The sequence below is a fragment of the Kitasatospora sp. NPDC056184 genome (genome assembly GCF_042268405.1).
GTDB lineage: Bacteria > Actinomycetota > Actinomycetes > Streptomycetales > Streptomycetaceae > Kitasatospora.
This window is the reverse complement of the sequence record NZ_JBHJUI010000003.1, coordinates 487,828-503,595: the sequence shown is the minus strand read 5'-3', so window position 1 is coordinate 503,595 and position 15,768 is coordinate 487,828. Positions and strand designations below refer to the sequence as shown.

Annotated in this window: 11 protein-coding genes; 2 read left to right on the top strand and 9 right to left on the bottom strand. The window is 77.3% G+C overall.

Features of this window, described 5'->3' with window-relative positions:
- Positions 1–119: 119 nt before the first annotated feature.
- The 5 genes from ACFC0B_RS09945 to ACFC0B_RS09925 all read right to left on the bottom strand — a co-directional run bounded on the left by ACFC0B_RS09945 (position 120) and on the right by ACFC0B_RS09925 (position 6,382).
- The gene (locus tag ACFC0B_RS09945) at positions 120–1,088 is read right to left on the bottom strand and encodes a hypothetical protein (protein WP_376084363.1); all 969 of its coding nucleotides are present in this window, start codon (positions 1,086–1,088) and stop codon (positions 120–122) included.
- A 224-nt stretch (positions 1,089–1,312) separates the two neighbouring features.
- On the bottom strand, positions 1,313–2,404 hold the full coding sequence (locus ACFC0B_RS09940) for an N-acetylmuramoyl-L-alanine amidase (RefSeq protein WP_376084362.1): 1,092 nt from the start codon (positions 2,402–2,404) through the stop codon (positions 1,313–1,315).
- 7 nt (positions 2,405–2,411) lie between these two features.
- Positions 2,412–3,725 carry a hypothetical protein gene (locus ACFC0B_RS09935; protein ID WP_376084360.1) on the bottom strand — a complete coding sequence of 438 codons (1,314 nt, stop codon included), beginning with the start codon at positions 3,723–3,725 and terminating at the stop codon, positions 2,412–2,414.
- A gap of 210 nt (positions 3,726–3,935) precedes the next feature.
- A complete protein-coding gene (locus tag ACFC0B_RS09930) occupies positions 3,936–4,592 on the bottom strand; it encodes a class I SAM-dependent methyltransferase (protein ID WP_376084358.1) in 657 nt (218 codons plus the stop codon).
- Positions 4,593–5,017: 425 nt separating this feature from the next.
- Entirely contained in the window at positions 5,018–6,382 is a 1,365-nt protein-coding gene (locus ACFC0B_RS09925; protein ID WP_376084356.1) for a M48 family metallopeptidase, read from the bottom strand.
- 157 nt (positions 6,383–6,539) lie between these two features.
- On the opposite strand from ACFC0B_RS09925, the gene ACFC0B_RS09920 reads away from it, so the two are divergent.
- Positions 6,540–7,655, top strand: coding sequence for an alcohol dehydrogenase catalytic domain-containing protein (locus ACFC0B_RS09920; RefSeq protein ID WP_376084354.1), 1,116 nt, complete (start codon positions 6,540–6,542; stop codon positions 7,653–7,655).
- An 80-nt stretch (positions 7,656–7,735) separates the two neighbouring features.
- On the opposite strand, the gene ACFC0B_RS09915 is transcribed toward ACFC0B_RS09920, so the two are convergent.
- The 4 genes from ACFC0B_RS09915 to ACFC0B_RS09900 all read right to left on the bottom strand — a co-directional run bounded on the left by ACFC0B_RS09915 (position 7,736) and on the right by ACFC0B_RS09900 (position 14,250).
- On the bottom strand, positions 7,736–7,918 hold the full coding sequence (locus ACFC0B_RS09915) for a hypothetical protein (protein WP_376084353.1): 183 nt from the start codon (positions 7,916–7,918) through the stop codon (positions 7,736–7,738).
- 354 nt (positions 7,919–8,272) lie between these two features.
- Entirely contained in the window at positions 8,273–8,416 is a 144-nt protein-coding gene (locus tag ACFC0B_RS09910; RefSeq protein WP_376084351.1) for a VenA family class IV lanthipeptide, read from the bottom strand.
- A gap of 171 nt (positions 8,417–8,587) precedes the next feature.
- Positions 8,588–10,603, bottom strand: coding sequence for an alpha/beta fold hydrolase (locus ACFC0B_RS09905; RefSeq protein WP_376084349.1), 2,016 nt, complete (start codon positions 10,601–10,603; stop codon positions 8,588–8,590).
- Positions 10,600–14,250: a lanthionine synthetase LanC family protein gene (locus tag ACFC0B_RS09900; RefSeq protein WP_376084347.1), complete on the bottom strand. Its 3,651-nt coding sequence runs from the start codon at positions 14,248–14,250 to the stop codon at positions 10,600–10,602. Before ACFC0B_RS09900 ends, ACFC0B_RS09905 begins: the two co-directional genes overlap by 4 nt.
- A gap of 659 nt (positions 14,251–14,909) precedes the next feature.
- Between ACFC0B_RS09900 and ACFC0B_RS09895 the strand changes: the two genes are divergently transcribed.
- Positions 14,910–15,746, top strand: coding sequence for a Nif3-like dinuclear metal center hexameric protein (locus ACFC0B_RS09895; protein ID WP_376084345.1), 837 nt, complete (start codon positions 14,910–14,912; stop codon positions 15,744–15,746).
- Positions 15,747–15,768: the final 22 nt, after the last annotated feature.

The following is a 15,768-nucleotide window of genomic DNA, read 5'->3' as shown; positions in this document are numbered from 1 at the left end:
TGGTCCAGGACTGCTGCTGACCGCCGCGCCCGCCGCCGGCAACGGGGGCGGGACCGTAGCGAGCGGGTCCCGCCCCCTTCGCCGTCGACGGCGCGGGCGCGTGTCGCGCCCCCGCGGGGTCAGCCGCGCTGGATGCCCGAGGTGTCGGCCAGCACGCCCTGGGTGCCGTCCTGCAGCTGGGCGACCAGCGCGGCGCCGCGCTGCTCGACCGCCAGGTACCAGGTGCCCGGGACGAGCTCGCCGACCGGCGCGCCGACCGGGTTGTCCTTCGGGGCCAGCTGGCGCGGGGCCGGGACGGCGAACCAGAACGGCGCGAAGTCGGCGGCCGGGGCGGCCGCCTTCGGCTGCGCGGCCTGCTGCGCGGCGGCCTGGCGGGCGGCCTCGGCCTCGGCGGCCTGCGCGGCCGCGGCCTGCGCGGCCGCGGCCTGCTGGGCGGCGACGTCATGCGGCTGGCCCGCGGCGGGCTGGCCGGCCTGCGGGGACGGGTAGCCGTAGCCGGAGGGCTGGCCGCCGAACGCGGGGGACGGCGCCTGGTTCGGGTCCTGGCCCGGGCCCGGGTAGCCGTAGTGGCCCTGCTGGCCGGGCTGGCCCGGGACCGGGTAGCCGCCGGCCGGGAAGGCGGCCGGGGCGGCCGGGCGGTCGGTGACCAGCGGCGTCTTGAGAACCGGGAGCAGCTGGCCGCCCGCGGCGGCGCCGGCCAGCACGATCAGCGCGATGACGGCGATCCAGGCGCCGATGCCGTGGTCGATGCCCTCCAGGCCGCCGCCGAGCGACCAGAGCGCGGCCCAGAGCGCGGCCACCGAGAAGGCGATGCCCCACTGGTCCAGGCGCAGGCCGAGGATCTGACGGTTCGCGGCCGCCTGGCCCTGGAAGCGCTGGACCAGGATCAGGGCCGCGGCGAGGATGCCGAGCAGGAAGACCGAGGGCAGGACGGGGAACAGGACGCTGTCCCAGGCGTTCGTCGAGGTGTCGCCGCAGTACTTGCCCTTGCAGTCGACGGTCCAGTACGGCAGGAAGGAGGCGATGAAGAGCAGGACGGCCGCACCTGCGACGGCGGCGTCTCCCTTGGTGAGAGCGCGCAGATTCACTAACGTTCCCCTCGTTGGTGTGTCGTGGTCGGCGGTTTCGATGTCGGCGCTCGGCCGGTGTGCTGTCGGCGCCCCGCCCGGTCGGCTGACCGGCCGGAAAACCCCGAACGGACCAAAAGCCTAGGGCCAACGGCCGCGCGGGTGCACGGCAGGGCACGGGAATGGGGCGAAGTCGTTGCAAACCGCGCGGTTCCGACCTCGGCCGCCGGGCTCCGGCGGTGCTCCTACCGGGTGGTCAGGAACGCCGTCAGCGCGTCGGCGATCCCCTGGGCGGCCTGTTGGCGCCACTGAGGATCCGTCATCCGGCGGGCGTCCGCCGGGTTGCGCATGTTACCGCACTCGATGAACACCTTGGGCACCGTCGAGAGGTTCAGTCCGCCCAGGTCGGAGCGGGTGTCCAGGCCCTGGCTCGCGGTGTAGTCCGCGTACGGCTCGCCGGTCGCCGCCTGGAAGTTCTCGCGCAGCAGCAGGCCGAGCCGGTGCGAGGGGTCGGTGATCGCGGAGGTGTTCGCCTTCCCGGAGACCACCTTGGCGGGCATGATCACGTGGAAGCCGCTGCCGCTCGCCGGGCCGCCGTCGCCGTGCACCGAGACCGCCGCGTCGGCGTGGGCGGTGTTGCCGATCCGGGCGCGCTCGTCGATGCACGGCCCCCACGGGCGGTCGCCGTCGTGGACCAGCACCACGGTGGCGCCCCGGGCGGCGAGGATCGCGCGGGCCCGGCGGACCACGTCCAGCGAGTACTCGGCCTCGGTGTAGCCGGCGTTGGTGGCGGTGCCGGTGGCGTCGCACTCCTTGCGGGCGGTGCCGATGTCGACCTTGCGGTTGATCTCGGCGGTGTGGGCGGAGTTCCCGGTGTTGTGGCCCGGGTCGAGAACGACGGTGCGGCCGGTGAGGGTGGTGGCCGAGGGGGCGCCCGGGGCCGGGGCGGGGAGCGCGGGGTCGGTGGGGGCGCCGGGTGCCGTCGTCCCGGGGGTGGCGGTGTCCGGGGCGGGGGCGTTCGTGGTGGTGTTGGTGCCCGGGGTGTTGGTGCCCGGGGCGGCGGCGTTCGGGGCGGTGGACGGCGGCGCGGCGTCGGGGGTGCCCCGGTCGGGGCCGCCGACGGCCTGCCAGCCGAGCCAGCCGACCAGGCCGAGCGGGGCGAGCACGCCGACCACGGTCACGGTGCGCCGCAGCGCGGAGCGGCGGCGCGGGCGGGCGGACCGGGCGGCTGCGCCGGGCGGCGTCGGCCCGGGGGCGGTGGTGTCCTCGGGGAGCACGGCGTCGACCGGTTCCATCGGTTCGACCGGCTCGGCCGGGTGGTGGGTGGTGCGAGTCACGGGTGGGTCAGATCCGGTCCTGGGTGCGGGCGGTGAGTCCGAACTGGTCGGCGATCGCCTTCCACTTCGCGACGAAGTCCTTCTTCGCCTGGGTGGCCTGCGGGTTGAGCTCGTCGGCGCGCTTCTTGTCGGCGGTGTTCGGGGCGGTGCCCGAGCAGCCCTGGGTGGCGACCGTCCGGGCCCAGCTCGCGTACGCCCGGTCGATGTCGGCGGACAGCTGCCAGGCGGACTTCAGCGACTGTACGGCGTCCGCGCCGCCCGGCAGGTCGGCGACACCCAGGGTGGCCAGCTTGCCGAGGAGCTGGTCGCGCTGCTTGGCGCCGTTGTCGAAGATCTGTGCGGAGGCCTCGATCTCGGTCTTGGCCGGGCAGCTGTTCACCTTGGCGACCGCGTTGCCGATCGGGGACTTGGCGCTCTCGCCCTGGTTGAGCAGCTCGTCCAGCGCCTTGGCCTGGGACGGCGCGTTGGGGCCGCCGGCGCCGGTCGGGGCAGGGGTGGCGCTCGGCGCCGGAGTGTCGGACGGGCCCGGGGTCGGCGCACCGGCGGAGCCGTTGGGGGCCGGGGCGGGCGGCGGGTTGCCGGACGCGTTCGCGCCGCCGGTGGCGGCGGTGGACGGGGTCGCGGGGGCGGCCTGGTCGGTGGTGGAGCCCTTGTCCCGGACCGCCCAGAGGATGCCGCCGCCGAGGGCCAGCACGAAGAGGAGGGCGAAGGCGATCAGCAGGGGCGCGCGCTTGCCGCCGGCGCGGTCCTCGTCGTCGGGCTCGGCGTAGCCGGTCGGGTAGTCGTACTGGGGGTGACCGGCGTGGCCGGGGTGGCCGGGATGACCGGCGTGGCCGGGGTGGCCGTAGGAGGGCGCCTGCTCGTAGCCGGGCTGGCCGTAGCCGGGCTGCTCGTGGCCGGGTTGGCCGTAGCCGGGCTGGCCGTACGGGGCCTGGCCGCCGTACCCCTGCTGGGGCGGGGGCGGGAACGCGGCCTGCTGCGGCGGGTGGTGGGGCGCACCGTAGGACGGGCCGGCGGCCGGGGCGGCCTGCGGGAACGCCGGGGCGGTCCGGGGCGGCAGCGAGCCGGGCGCGGCGGGCTGCGGCGGGACAGGCTGGGGGATGAGGGCCGTCGGGGCGTCCTCGGCGGGCGGCCTGGCCGGCGACTGCGGGGGGTGCGGCGGCGTGGCCGGCGGCACGGCGGGAACGGCGGGCGTCGCGGGAGCGGTCGGGACGGGAGCGGTCGGGGCGGGGGGCTGCTGGGGACCGCGCACCCAGCCGCCCGCGCCACCCCGGGCGGTCGGGTCCCAGACCGCCGGAGCGGTGTTCTGCTGGTCCGTCATCTGTGCTGGCCCCCACGGTCGGCCCGGGTGCGCTCCCGCCCGGATGTTCTGCTGGTGTCATGCGGCCGTGCCGCGATCGCGGGCGTCCGCGACCGCGCGCACACCGTACCGTTCGCGCCCCCCGCCCGGCGGCCCCGGCACGACGTTAGAGCATCCGTGATCGGCCGTGGGGCGGGCCGGCCGATTCCGGACACCCCGGCGGGCCCGGGCTCAGCCGGCGGTGCGGCGGCGCAGGACGCGCAGCGAACCGGTCACCGAGATCTCCTCGAAGCCCTCGGCCAGCGCCCGCAGGTAGACCCGGTAGGGCGCCTGGCCGCCGTCGGCGGGGTCGGGGAAGACGTCGTGGACCACCAGCAGGCCCTCGGGCGCGAGGTGCGGCGCCCAGCCCTCGTAGTCGGCGGTCGCGTGTTCGTCGGTGTGGCCGCCGTCGATGAAGACCAGGGCGAGCCGGCCGCCCCACAGGGCCGCGATCTGCGGCGAGCGGCCGACCAGGGCGACCACGTGGTCCTCCAGCCCGGCCGCGTGCAGCGTGCGGCGGAACCGGGGGAGGGTGTCCATCCGGCCGACCTCGGGGTCGACCAGCGTCGGGTCGTGGTACTCCCAGCCGGGCTGCTGCTCCTCGGAGCCGCGGTGGTGGTCGACGGTCAGCGCCACGGTGCCGGCCTCCCGGGCGGCGGCGGCCAGCAGGATCGCGGAGCGGCCGCAGTAGGTGCCGATCTCCAGCACGGGCAGCCCGGTCCGGCGCGCGGCGGCGACGGCGGCGGCGTACAGCGCGAGGCCCTCGTCGACGGGCATGAACCCGGTCGCGCCCTCGAACGCGGCCAGCACCTCGGGCCGGGGGCGCGTGGTCTCCAGGAGGTCGGACATGGTGCTGCTCCTCGACGGGTGTTCCGGTGTTCCTGCTCGCCGTCGGACCCTACTCGACGGTACGCCCCGCCCCACCTCGCGCCCCCGCCCCGCCGCCCCGCCGCCCCGGCCCGCCGCCCCTGGGGCGCGCCGTCCTCCCGCCTCGCCCCGGTCCCCTTCCCCTCGCCCCGCCTCGCCTTCCCGCCTCTGGGGCGCGCCGTCCTCTTGCCCCGATCCCCTTCTCCTGCCCACGCCCCCGATCCCGCAGCAGAATATGTAGACCGGTCCACTTATATCGGGAAGAAATATGTAGGCCGGTCTAGATATTTGCCCTGTAATCAGTAGACCGGTCGACATAATTCTGCCTCGCGACAGTACGCCGCGAAGGAGCCCGGAGTAGGAAGTCGGACCGGCCGACTTCCTACTCCGGGCGGCGGCAGCAGCAGTCAGCCGGCGAGGAGGGTGCGGGCGATGCGGGTGTGGTGCGGGGCGAGTTCGGCGGCGATGGCGGCGGCCTCGTCAGGCGAGCACGTGATGGCCGCCGGGAGCGGCGCGCGCCGGGCGAGGAGCGCCAGCCGCAGGTGGGTCGGCGGGTGCGAGGCGTCCACGGTGTGGCCGTACCGCCGCGAGCGGCGGAGCAGCCGCTCACGCTCCAGCGGCGGGATCGCGGCCAGGTGCTCGCGCAGTTGCGGCCAGAGCGCGGTGGCGTCCGGCCCCGGAGCGGCCTCCCGCCGGCCGGACCGGGGCCGCGACTGGACCTCGGCGCGCAGCCGCACGGTCGCCGTCCCGACCGCCGGACCGAGCAGCAGCGCCCCCAGCATCCCGCGCGCCGCCTCGGTGGAAGCGACCCGGGCGCCGAGTTCGTCGGCCCGGTACTCGGCCTGTTGCCCGGCGCGGGCCGTGAGCCGGTCGAGCAGCAGATAGGCCCGGTAGGGCAGCTGGCTGACGAGGTGCAGGAACGCGTTGGCCAGGTAGTCCCCGATCAGCGACAGCAGCGCGATCGCGCCGTACCCGCCCCGGGTCCGCTCGGCCGGCCGGGCGAGGTCGTACCAGTGCGCCAGCGCCCGCATCGCCGACCCGAGCCACAGGCCGCGCCGGTTGTCGCCGTTGACGTGGTGGGCGAACTCGTGCCCGAGCAGCGCGATCCGCTGTTGCTCGTCCAGCGCCTCCCAGAGCGGCAGGCCCACCGTGAGCACCGACCTGCGGCGCAGCCCGACCACCGCCATGCTCGCGTTGAAGTCCTCGGCGACCCGGATCGCGCCGACCGGCGGCGCCCCGAGCTCGGCGGCGACCCGGTCGGCCAGCCCGTACAGCGCGGGGGCCTCGGTCCGGCCCAGCACGCCCGTGCCGCTCGGTACCCGGCCGAGCCGCGGACGGAGCAGGAAGGCGACGGCGAGGAGGAGGGCGCCGAGGCAGCGCAGCGGCGTGTTGCCGGTGACGAGCAGCCAGCCGGCCGCCCCCGCCACGGCGACGGTGACGGCGTGGACCGGGACGGCGAGCGCCGAGGCGGCGAGCCAGTCCCGGCGGGTGGTGTCGGCGCGGCCGGCGGCGACCTCCTCGAACAGCCGCTCGGTCCGCTCAGCCGCCGCCCGTTCCCGGGCCAGCTCCTTCGCGGACTTGGCGCAGTCCTCGGCGGCCTCCTCGGCGGGGACGAGGTTCCACTCGCACGCCGGGCACCAGGCGGTGAACCGGGGATCGGGGTCGACCGGGCCGGAGCACGCCGGGCAGGAGCGGGGGTGGTCGGAGGAGGTGGACGGCGATGCCGTCGGCGGCGCGGGGGAGGGGGACAGCGGAGCGGCGGGGTTCGGCACGGCGGATGATCATGCCAGGCGCCGTGCCCGGGGGGAACCCTCGACTTCCGGTGGTTCCCCCGGTCGGGATGCCGGTGGAACGTGTTCTACTCGGGTTCGGTGTGCCGTGCCAGAATCGCCCCGATCAGCGATCCGAGACGGACCCGGGAGCAGCCCCATGCGCGCAGCCATCCTGCACAAGACCGGTCAGGAGACGCTCGACGTCCGCGACGACGTCGAGGCCGTGGGCTTCGGCCCCGGCAAGGTGCGGGTCCGGCTGCGCGCCGCCAGCCTGTGCCACTCCGACCTCTCGGCGATGAGCGGCGTCCTGCCCCAGCCCGCGCCGTTCGTCCCCGGGCACGAGGGCGCGGGGGACGTCGTCGAGGTCGGCGAGGGCGTGACGGACCTCGCCGTCGGCGACCGCGTCGTGCTCTGTTGGATGGCGCCCTGCGGCCGGTGCGCGCACTGCGAGCGCGGCCGCTCGCACCTCTGCGTGGCCAGCCTGCGGCGGCTCGGCACACCCAACTTCCGCTACGGCGCGAACGGTACGGACGGCGAGGGCGGCGCGACCGACGGCAGCGGAGAGGCCTCCGGCTTCTACGGCACCGGCACCTTCGCCGAGGAGGTCGTGGTCGAGCGCGACGCGGTGCTCCCGGTGCCCGCCGACCTCCCGTACGAACTGGCCGCGCTGATCGGCTGCGGCGTGACCACCGGCATCGGCGCGGCCGTCCACACCGCGCAGGTCGAGCCGGGCGCGTCGGTCGCGGTGATCGGCGCCGGCGGCGTGGGCGTCGCGGCCGTGCAGGGCGCACGGGTCTGCGGCGCGGGGCGGATCACCGTGGTCGACCCGGTGGTCTCCCGCCGGGAGCGGGCACTCTCCTTCGGCGCGACCGAGGCGCTCGCCCCGGAGGAGCTCAAGGCGGTCGCCAAGGGCCTGCCGGGCGGCGGCTTCGACTACGTCTTCGAGGCGGTCGGCCGCTCGGCCACCGTCCGGGCGGGGTACGGCGCGGCCCGGCGCGGCGGCGCCGTCGTGGTGATCGGCGCCGGGGCGCAGGACGACCTCGCCAGCTTCAGCATGGGCGAGCTGTTCTTCAACGAGAAGCGGCTGCTGCCCTCGCTGTACGGCGGCGCGCCGCTGGTGCGCACCGTCGGGCTGGTGGTGGAGCTGTGGCGGGCCGGGCGGATCGACCTCGCGGGGATGATCACGCACCGGGTCGCGCTGGCGGAGGTCAACGACGCGCTCGCGCAGATGCGCAGCGGCGAGGCGCTGCGGACGGTCGTCACGCTGGGCTGAGCGCCCGCGGGACCGAACGTGGTGGGACCGAACGCGGTGGGGCCCGCCGGACGCGCCGACGGGCCCCACCGCGCGGTTGATCAGCCCTGGCCGCCGGCGGCGCGGTGACGGCCGTGCGGGTCGGCCTCGGGGCTGTCGTCGGCGGCGGACCGGCCGCGGTGGCGGCCGTGCGTCGCGGTGTCCTCGGCCGTGGTCTCGTCGGCGTCGGTCCCGTGGACGGGTCCGGTGGTGTCGGTGAGGGTGTCGGACATCAGAATCGTCATTTCCTTGCGAGGGTGCAGGTGCTTCCGCGCCCGGCCGGCGCACATCGCGGGCGCGGTCGGGGCGTGGCCGGTGATCGCGGCCCGTGCCCCGGCCGTCACCTTAACCGCCGGGGCGGGCGAGATCCTATCGAGATCATGACGGCCGTCCGGGGAACGGCGCGGCCCCCGGCCGACCCGAACGTGCCGCCGGTGCCGGTGCCGGTGCCGGTGCTGGTGCCGGTGCCGAGCGCGGTGCCGACGGCACGGCGGGGGTGGCCGGAAGGGCGGGGGCCGGAACGGCAAGGTGCCGTCTTCGCCTGTCCGGACAGGCGAAGACGGCACCTTTGCGCGTGCGCTACCGGCCGATCGCCACCACTAGCTGATGGTGAAGATCAGACAGGTCAGGATGAGACAGGTGAACTGGCAGCCGCCGCCGTGGCCGCTCAGCTCGACCGACTCGGTCTCCGGCAGCTCCTGCAGGGCCGCGAGGTCGGTCTCGAAGTCCACCATGTTCTCCATGATCGGTTTCCTCCCCTTGACGGTCGCGCCCGCCGCGACCTGCGGTACGGGCGCCGGGTGGTGCTCCCCGGGGGCGGCTCGGTACGCCGCCGCGGGGTGTTCCCGGCCGCGCAGGGCCGGGTGCCCGGGCCGTGCAGGCCCGGGAGTCTCGGTTCGGCGGAAACCGGGGGGCTACCCCGGGCGCCCGGTGCGCAGGAACGTCGCGAGCAGCTCGTGCAGCACCGCGCCGCCCTCCTCGGCCAGGAGCTCGTGCCCGGACCCCGCCGCCTCGACGTAGCGGAAGTCCGCCCCCTCCGTGCGCCCGATCCGCAGCAACTCGTGCCGCAGCGAACGCGATTGGCTCACCGGGACGACCTCGTCCCGGTCGCCGTGCAGGATCAGCAGCGGTGCGTCGATCCGGTGCGCGAGCTGGAGCACGTCGCGCGGCCCCCGGGCGTCCGCGATCGGCTCGCCGCCCCCCAGTCGGGTGGTCAACGCCCTGACGGGGGAGGCGGCTTCGGCCAGGAGCCGGGCACCCGACAGGAACGGCGCGACCACCGCGCAGCGCGTCACGTGACCGGCCGGGGCGTGCGCCGCCGCCAGCAGGGCGAGGAACGCGCCGTAGCTGACCCCGAACAGGGCCGGCGGCTCCAGGCCGAGCGCGGCGCGCTGACCGGCGACGGCCTCCAGCAGGTGCAGCACGTCGTCGAGGTCGGGACCGCCCCAGGCGCCCCGGATGGCCATCGCATGCGCCAACCCGTAGCCCGTGGAGCCGCGTTGGTTCGGCGCGAGCACGGCCAGACCCTCGGCCGCCATCCGTTGCAGCGCAGGGTCGAACTCCAGCCGCCAGGCGTCGGCCGGGCCGCCGTGCAGCGCCAGCACCAGGTGCGGGCTGCTCAGCCAGGCCTCCCCGCCGTACACCACCGCCTCCAACGGACCGGCCGGGCCCGCGAGTTCGAGGCTCTTTGCGGGATGCCAGCGGCCCCCGTCGCCCGGCTCAGCGGATCCGTCGATCCGCCAACCGTCGGGCGGTGCGGTGGAGTTGAAACGTCCGACGGCGCCAGGCCGCCAGGGCAGGACGGTGTCCCGCCACGGCCCGGGCAGCCCCGAACCGAGCGGTGCCAGTTGCAGGGGAAGCGGCACCGGCGCCGGGCCGGGCGCGGGGGCGGCCGGGCCGTGCGCCAACAGCGCGTCCACGTCCAGGGTGGCGAGCGCGGCCGGGTGGTCGGGCGCCGAGTACGGCATCCGCAACCCGCCCGCCGACCAGTGCCCCACCGCGCCGAGCCGCCCCGGCGGGACGGGCAGCGGGTCCAGCCGCCCGGCGGCCGGCCGCCACACGGCGAGCGAGCAGCCCGCGCCGTGGTCGATCTGGATGGCCACCCGGGCCCCGTCGGCTCCCGGGAGCATGGCCACCGGCCGCAGGAACATGCCCGCGACGTGCAGGGCCTCGGGGAACCGCAGCGGTTCGCCGCCGCCCAGCACGCCCCAGCCGATCCGGTCGGTACCGGGCGCGTCGCTGCGCACCATCGCGAACCGGCTGTCCGGGTCGAACAGCACCAGCCGGTCGTTGCTGTGCTCGCCGATCTCCAGCAGCGGGGTGACGGTGCCGCTGCGCAGGTCGAGCGCCACCGTGCGGACCAGTCCGTCGCGCACCCGGTCGAGCGCCAGCAGCGCGCCGGCCCGGTCCAGCCAGACGCCGCCGCCGTGCAGGCCCGGGATCTCGGCGACCTGCTGAGGTGCGGAGCCGTCGGCCCGCACCAGCCAGACCGTGGTGGCGGGCCGGGTGTCGCTGCCCAGGGCCAGGGCGACCGGCGCCCCGGGGCCGGACGGCGCGCCCGCCGGGAGCGGCAGGAGGCGCAGGCCGGGCATCCGCAGGGCGGCCAACGGCTGCTCGGCGGTGACGGGTCGGCCGTCGGGGCCGGTGCCGGAGCGGAGCGCCACCAGGTCGTGCCGTTCGCCGTCGTGGCGGCAGACCAGCACCGTGCCGTCCGGCAGGGCGACGAGTTGCGAGCGGAAGCTCTCGAAGCGGTTGCCCGGCAGGTGCAGTCCGGTCGGGACGGCGGGGCCGTCCGCCGGGAGGTGCCAACTCTCCACGTACCAGCCGCCGTCGGCCGCGGAGGCGAGGCAGGCGGCGTGGCCGCCGTCGGCGGCGAAGGCGAAGCTGAGCCGGCGCAGTGCCTGGGTGGTGGCGCGGGTGGCCACGTTCACGGCGTCACCGCCCCGGTCGACGGTCCGCCGCCGTAGGGGGCCGGGTCCACCCAGAGCCGCGGACCGCCGTGCCGCAGCCGCAACAGGAAGGCCAGCGCACCCGCCGTCCCGGTGCCGTACGCGGGGGCGGACCCGGTGCCGGTCTCGTCCGGCAGTACCAGCAGGCCGTCGCACAGGGCCGACCGGGCGGCGATGAGGGAGCCCAACTCGGTGGCGGTGGAGCGGAATTCAGGATCGCCGGTGGCCTCGGCGAGGTCGAGCAGGAACTCGCCGTTCCCGGCCAGGCCGTGGCAGGCGGTGGTGCCGCTGTGCCAGCGTCCGGCGATCACCGCCCGGCCGGCGGCCAGGGCCAGCCGGTGCGCGTCGGTGTCGCCGGTGGCGCGCCAGAGCCGGAGGAGGAAGGTTCCGGCGCCGGAGGAACCGCTGCACCAGTGCGCGAGCCGGACGTGTCCGGGGTCGTCGGCGCTCTGCGGCCACCAGGCGGTCGGGCCGGCGGGGGCCGGGCCGTCCGGGGCCAGGCGGTCCGCGGCCGGGTCGAGGCGGGCGGTGGCGGCGAGCGTGCGGCCCGCCGCGAGGGCGCCGTCGAGCAGCGCGCGGTCGCCGGTGGCCCCGGCGGCGGCCAGCAGGAACGCGCCGACCCCCGCGACACCGTGCGCGAAGCCGAGGTGGGTGATCCCGGCCAGCGCCGAGTCGAAGTCCTGCGGCACCGGCCACACCGCGCCGTACGGCGCCTGCCGCGCGGCGGCCAGCAGGCCGTGGCCGCAGCGTGCGGCCCGGTCGAGGAACGCCGTCGAGTCGAGCGATGCGTCGGGCAAATCCTCGGGCAATTCCTCGGCGGCGAAGCGGAGTTGGAGGAATCCTGCACCGGCCGCGCCGTGGCAGACGTCCGGGTTGGGCCACTCGACGGCTATCCGGGCCGCCAGCCCGACCGCGCGGCCGGCCAGGGCGCGGTCGTCCAGCGCCCGGGCGGCGTCCAGCAGCGCCCAGGCGGCGCCCGAGCGGCCGAAGTGCAGGCCGGGCAGGACCACCGGCTCGGCGGCGCACCGGCGCTCGATCCACTCGGCGGCGGTCCGGGCGGTCGTCCGGGCGCTCTCCCGGACGTCCCCGGGCAGGTCGGCGGTCGCGGCCGCCCGGGCGAGCACGGCCAGCACCCCGGCCGCGCCGTGCTGCACATTGCACGGGTCCGACCGCTCACCGGCCGGCACCACGGGCCAGAGCCGGTCGCGCCGCGACGGCGTGGCGGTGACGGCGAGGTGCCGCAGTCCGTCGTGCAGCACCCGGTCGAGGACGGCCGCCTCCTGGTCGGCGCCCGGGCCGGGCCTGCGCTCCCCGGCGGCGGCGGGCAATCCGGCGGCCCGGACCTGGGACGGGGCGGCGCTCGCCGCGGCAGCGCCGGTGCGCAGGCGGCGTGCGGAGGACGGGCCGTCGTCCGGGGACGGCTCCGTGGTGTCGGCGCCCGGGCCGCCGTTGTCGTTCCCGGCGGTGTCCGGGGCCCGGGTGTCCCAGAACGAGGAGGGGGTCCCGGCCTCGCCGCCGTCGTACGGCACGGCTTCGACGGGCGATGTGCCGCCGTCGCCGTGGGCGGCCGGGTCCGCGGCGGGGTGGTGCGGGGCGCCGGGGTCCGGCAGCCGCCGGGCGCCCTCGGCCCGGGTGTCCCAGAACGAGGAGGGGGTCCCGGCCTCGCCGCCGTCGTACGGTGCGGCTGCGGTGGGTGATGTGCCGCCGTCGCCGTGGGCAGCCGGGTCCGCGGCCGGACGGTGCCGGCCGTCGGGGCCCGGCAGCCGTCGGACGGCACCGGCATCCGCGGCGCCCGTGTCCCAGAACGAAGCGGAGCCCCCGCCCCCGCCCCCGCCGCCGAGCGCCGCCGTGCCGGGCGCCTCGGGGCGCCGGCCCCCGGCGGAGCCCTGCACGCTCCGTGTCTCCTGTGCCCCCGGTGCCCCCGGTGCCCCCGGTGTCTCCGGCCCGTGGCCGGTCGCGCCGGCCAGGGACGCCCGCACCCGGGCCGGGCTCCAGCGGTGGCGCGGGTCCTCGGCGCGGAGGCCGAGGACGGCCGGGGCGAGTCGGCGGGCGGTGCTGCCGCAGCGGGCGGCCAGGGCGAGCCAGCGGCCCAGCCGGTCGGCGACCGGGCGGGCCTGCGGGAGGTCCTCGGGCAGCAGCGGGTCGTGGCCGGTGGCGAGCAGGAAGAACAGCCCGCCGAGCGCGTACAGGTCCGCCTCCGGTTCCGCCGTGCGGACGCCGTCGCCGCTGCGGCCCGCCGCGAGGCCCGCGAACGGCCCGCCGACCCGTCGGCCCCGCGCGACGGAACCGGCCCCGGCGGAACCGCCCGGGGCGACCCCGTCCCCGGCGGCGTCGTCCTCGACGACCAGCGCGAGCCGCCCCGGGCCCTGCTCGGGGGCCCGGTAGCCGGGCGTGCCGGCCGAGCCGGCGCGGCTGCCGGCCTCGGCGGCCAGCTCCAGGTCGACCAGCCGCAGCGAGCCGTCCGGCTGCACGAGGACGTTGCCGGGGGAGAGGTCGCGCAGCACGAGGCCCTGCTCGTGGACCCGCTCGACGAGGTCGAGCAGGGCGTGGGCCATCGGTCCGGCCTCGGCCCAGTCGACGTCGGGGCTGCCGTCGCGGCGCAGCCGGGCCGCGACCCAGCTGCCCAGCGGCTGCCCGGCGATTCGTTCCTGCACGAGGAAGAGCGAGTCGTCCTGCTCGACGAGTTCGACCGGGCGCGGCGCCAGTTCCTGGCCCTCCAGCCGGGCGAGCAGGGCGGCCTCGTGCCGCAGCGCGGCGCGCGCGTCCGTGCCGGCGCGGTCCACCTCGATGTGCGCGCGGGCCTGCTTGACCACGACCTCGGCGCCCCCGTCGGTGTCCCGGCCGAGGAAGACGCCGCCCTTGGCGCCGTGCCGGATCGCCCCGGTGACCACGTACCGCCCGGCGAGCAGCACCCCGCCGCTGCCGCGCCGCCGCGGTGCCGGCCGGCCCGCCCCCGGCCGGTACCCGGGCGCGGAGCCGTACCCGCCCCGTCCCCCCGGGACGTCGGGGCCGTCCGGGCCGTCCGGGGCCCCCGGCCCGTCGGCGGCCAGCGGGTCCCGCGCCCACGGCGGGCACCGGTACGCGGCCCCGCGCACGTCCTCGACCCGCTCGCCGCCCGGCCCGCGCAGCATCGACCGGTACCCGCCGTCGTTGCCCAGCTCGGCGCGGGCCGCGATGGCCCCGTACCGGTAGTGGACGAGGCTGCCCGGCTGGTACGGGCGGTCGGAGAGCACCACCGGGCCGGGCAGCCCGTCGGTGGCCCGGTGCAGCGCGGCGGCCAGCCGCCGGAACTGCGGTTCGCCGCCGGGGTAGACGGTGATGAACTTCCCGGCCGAACCCCGGTCGCTGTTGCGTGAGTTGAGCTGGTGGAGCTGCGCCGGCCCGGCGGCGAACTTGAACGCGCACGGGTCCTCGGCCAGCACCTCGGTGACGGCCGCGAGCACCGCGCCGCCGACCGCCGAGGCGGCGCTGACGTGGAGCTTCCAGCCCTCGTCGGGCAGCTCGCCCGCGGACGGCCCGGCCGTGCACCAGAAGCCCTCGACGGTGACCCGCCAGCCGACCTGCCCGTCGGTCCGCGCGTCCCCGCCGCCTCCCCGGCCTCCGGCGGCGGCCAGCGCCGTCCGCGTCATCTCCGGCCACCGGCCGGCCGCGTCCGGCCCGTGGTCCGCTGCGTCCGGCCCGTGGTCCGACGAGTCCGTCCCTCCGGCCGCACGCAGCGATGTGCCCGCCCCCATTCGCCACCACATCCCTTCGTCCGGTGCCGGCGCGCCCCTCCGGCGCCCACTGCTCCGGCGCCGGGGCGCGCGGCCACGGCCTGACATCGGTTCCTCGGATATGCGCGGGTGCGCCGCCCGGCGGCCGCCGACACCCGTCGGCACCGCCCCGGCCGCGTCCGCCGCGGGCCCGGTCCGTCCTGCTCACCTGGGCCCGTACGTCCGGCGGAGCGCCTCCCGACCCCTGGCCGGGCAACTCCCGTTCGCAGAAGTGAAGTTACTTTCGGTAGCGAGGGATGCTCAATCCGAAGCCGGTCACTTCACTCGTAAGGGTGATCCGGGCGCCGTTTCGAATTCGTGCGAACGGCCCGGTGTGCGCGGCGTACGCCCCGTCGCCCGGCGCGAACCACCCCCGTGCGCCGGTCGAACGGGGCCGCGCCGCCCGCCCGCGCCCGCCGCTCCGCAGGTTGACGCGCATCCGTGCGCCCCGCCCGCCGCGGTGCGCCGCCCCCGGGGAGCGCGGTGGGGGGAGCCGGGCGGACCGCCTCCACCCGCGCGCACGGTAGTCTCGACAGGTGCCGAAACTGTCCGACGTCATCACCGCCCTCGAAGAGCTGTACCCGCCGCAGTGGGCGGAGTCCTGGGACGCCGTCGGCCTGGTCTGCGGAGACCCTCAGGCCGAGGTCCGCCGCGTGCTGTTCGCCGTCGACCCCGTGCAGGCGGTCGTCGACGAGGCCGTCGCGTGGGGGGCCGACCTGGTGGTCACCCACCACCCGCTGTACCTGCGCGGCACCACCACCGTCGCCGCGACCACCTTCAAGGGCCGCGTCGTGCACACCCTGATCCGCAACGGGATCGCCCTGCACGTGGCGCACACCAACGCCGACCACGCCGACCCGGGCGTCTCGGACGCGCTCGCCGAGGCGGTCGGCGTGACCGTCACCGGCCCGCTCGTCCCGGACCCGACCGACCCGCTGGGCCGGCGCGGCACCGGGCGGGTCGGCCTGCTGGAGCCCCCGCTGACCCTCGCCGCGTTCGCCGCGAACGTCGCCAAGGGGCTCCCGGCCACCGCCGCCGGCGTGCGGATCTCCGGTGACCCGAACCGCCTGATCAGCCGGGTCGCGGTGTGCGGCGGCTCCGGCGACAGCCTGTTCGCCGAGGTGCGCGCGGCGGGCGTGGACGCCTACCTGACCGCCGACCTGCGCCACCACCCGGCCTCCGAGGCCGCCGAGGCGGCGCCGGTCGCCCTGGTCGACGCCGCGCACTGGGCCACCGAGTGGCCCTGGCTGCCGCTGGCCGAACGGGCGCTGCACGGCGCCGCCGAGACGCACGGCTGGACCGTGGAGACCCGCGTCTCCCGCACGGTCACCGACCCGTGGACCGCGCACGCCCCCATGTCCTTCCCCGCCTGACCCGATTCACAGGAGCTCTCCG

Coding starts and splice junctions, on each gene's coding strand:
- ACFC0B_RS09935 (WP_376084360.1), bottom strand. CDS start 3,725: ATGACGGACCAGCAGAACACCGCTCCGGCGGTCTGGGACCCGACCGCC.
- ACFC0B_RS09930 (WP_376084358.1), bottom strand. CDS start 4,592: ATGTCCGACCTCCTGGAGACCACGCGCCCCCGGCCCGAGGTGCTGGCC.
- ACFC0B_RS09920 (WP_376084354.1), top strand. CDS start 6,540: ATGCGCGCAGCCATCCTGCACAAGACCGGTCAGGAGACGCTCGACGTC.
- ACFC0B_RS09915 (WP_376084353.1), bottom strand. CDS start 7,918: ATGACGATTCTGATGTCCGACACCCTCACCGACACCACCGGACCCGTC.
- ACFC0B_RS09910 (WP_376084351.1), bottom strand. CDS start 8,416: ATGGAGAACATGGTGGACTTCGAGACCGACCTCGCGGCCCTGCAGGAG.
- ACFC0B_RS09900 (WP_376084347.1), bottom strand. CDS start 14,250: ATGACGCGGACGGCGCTGGCCGCCGCCGGAGGCCGGGGAGGCGGCGGG.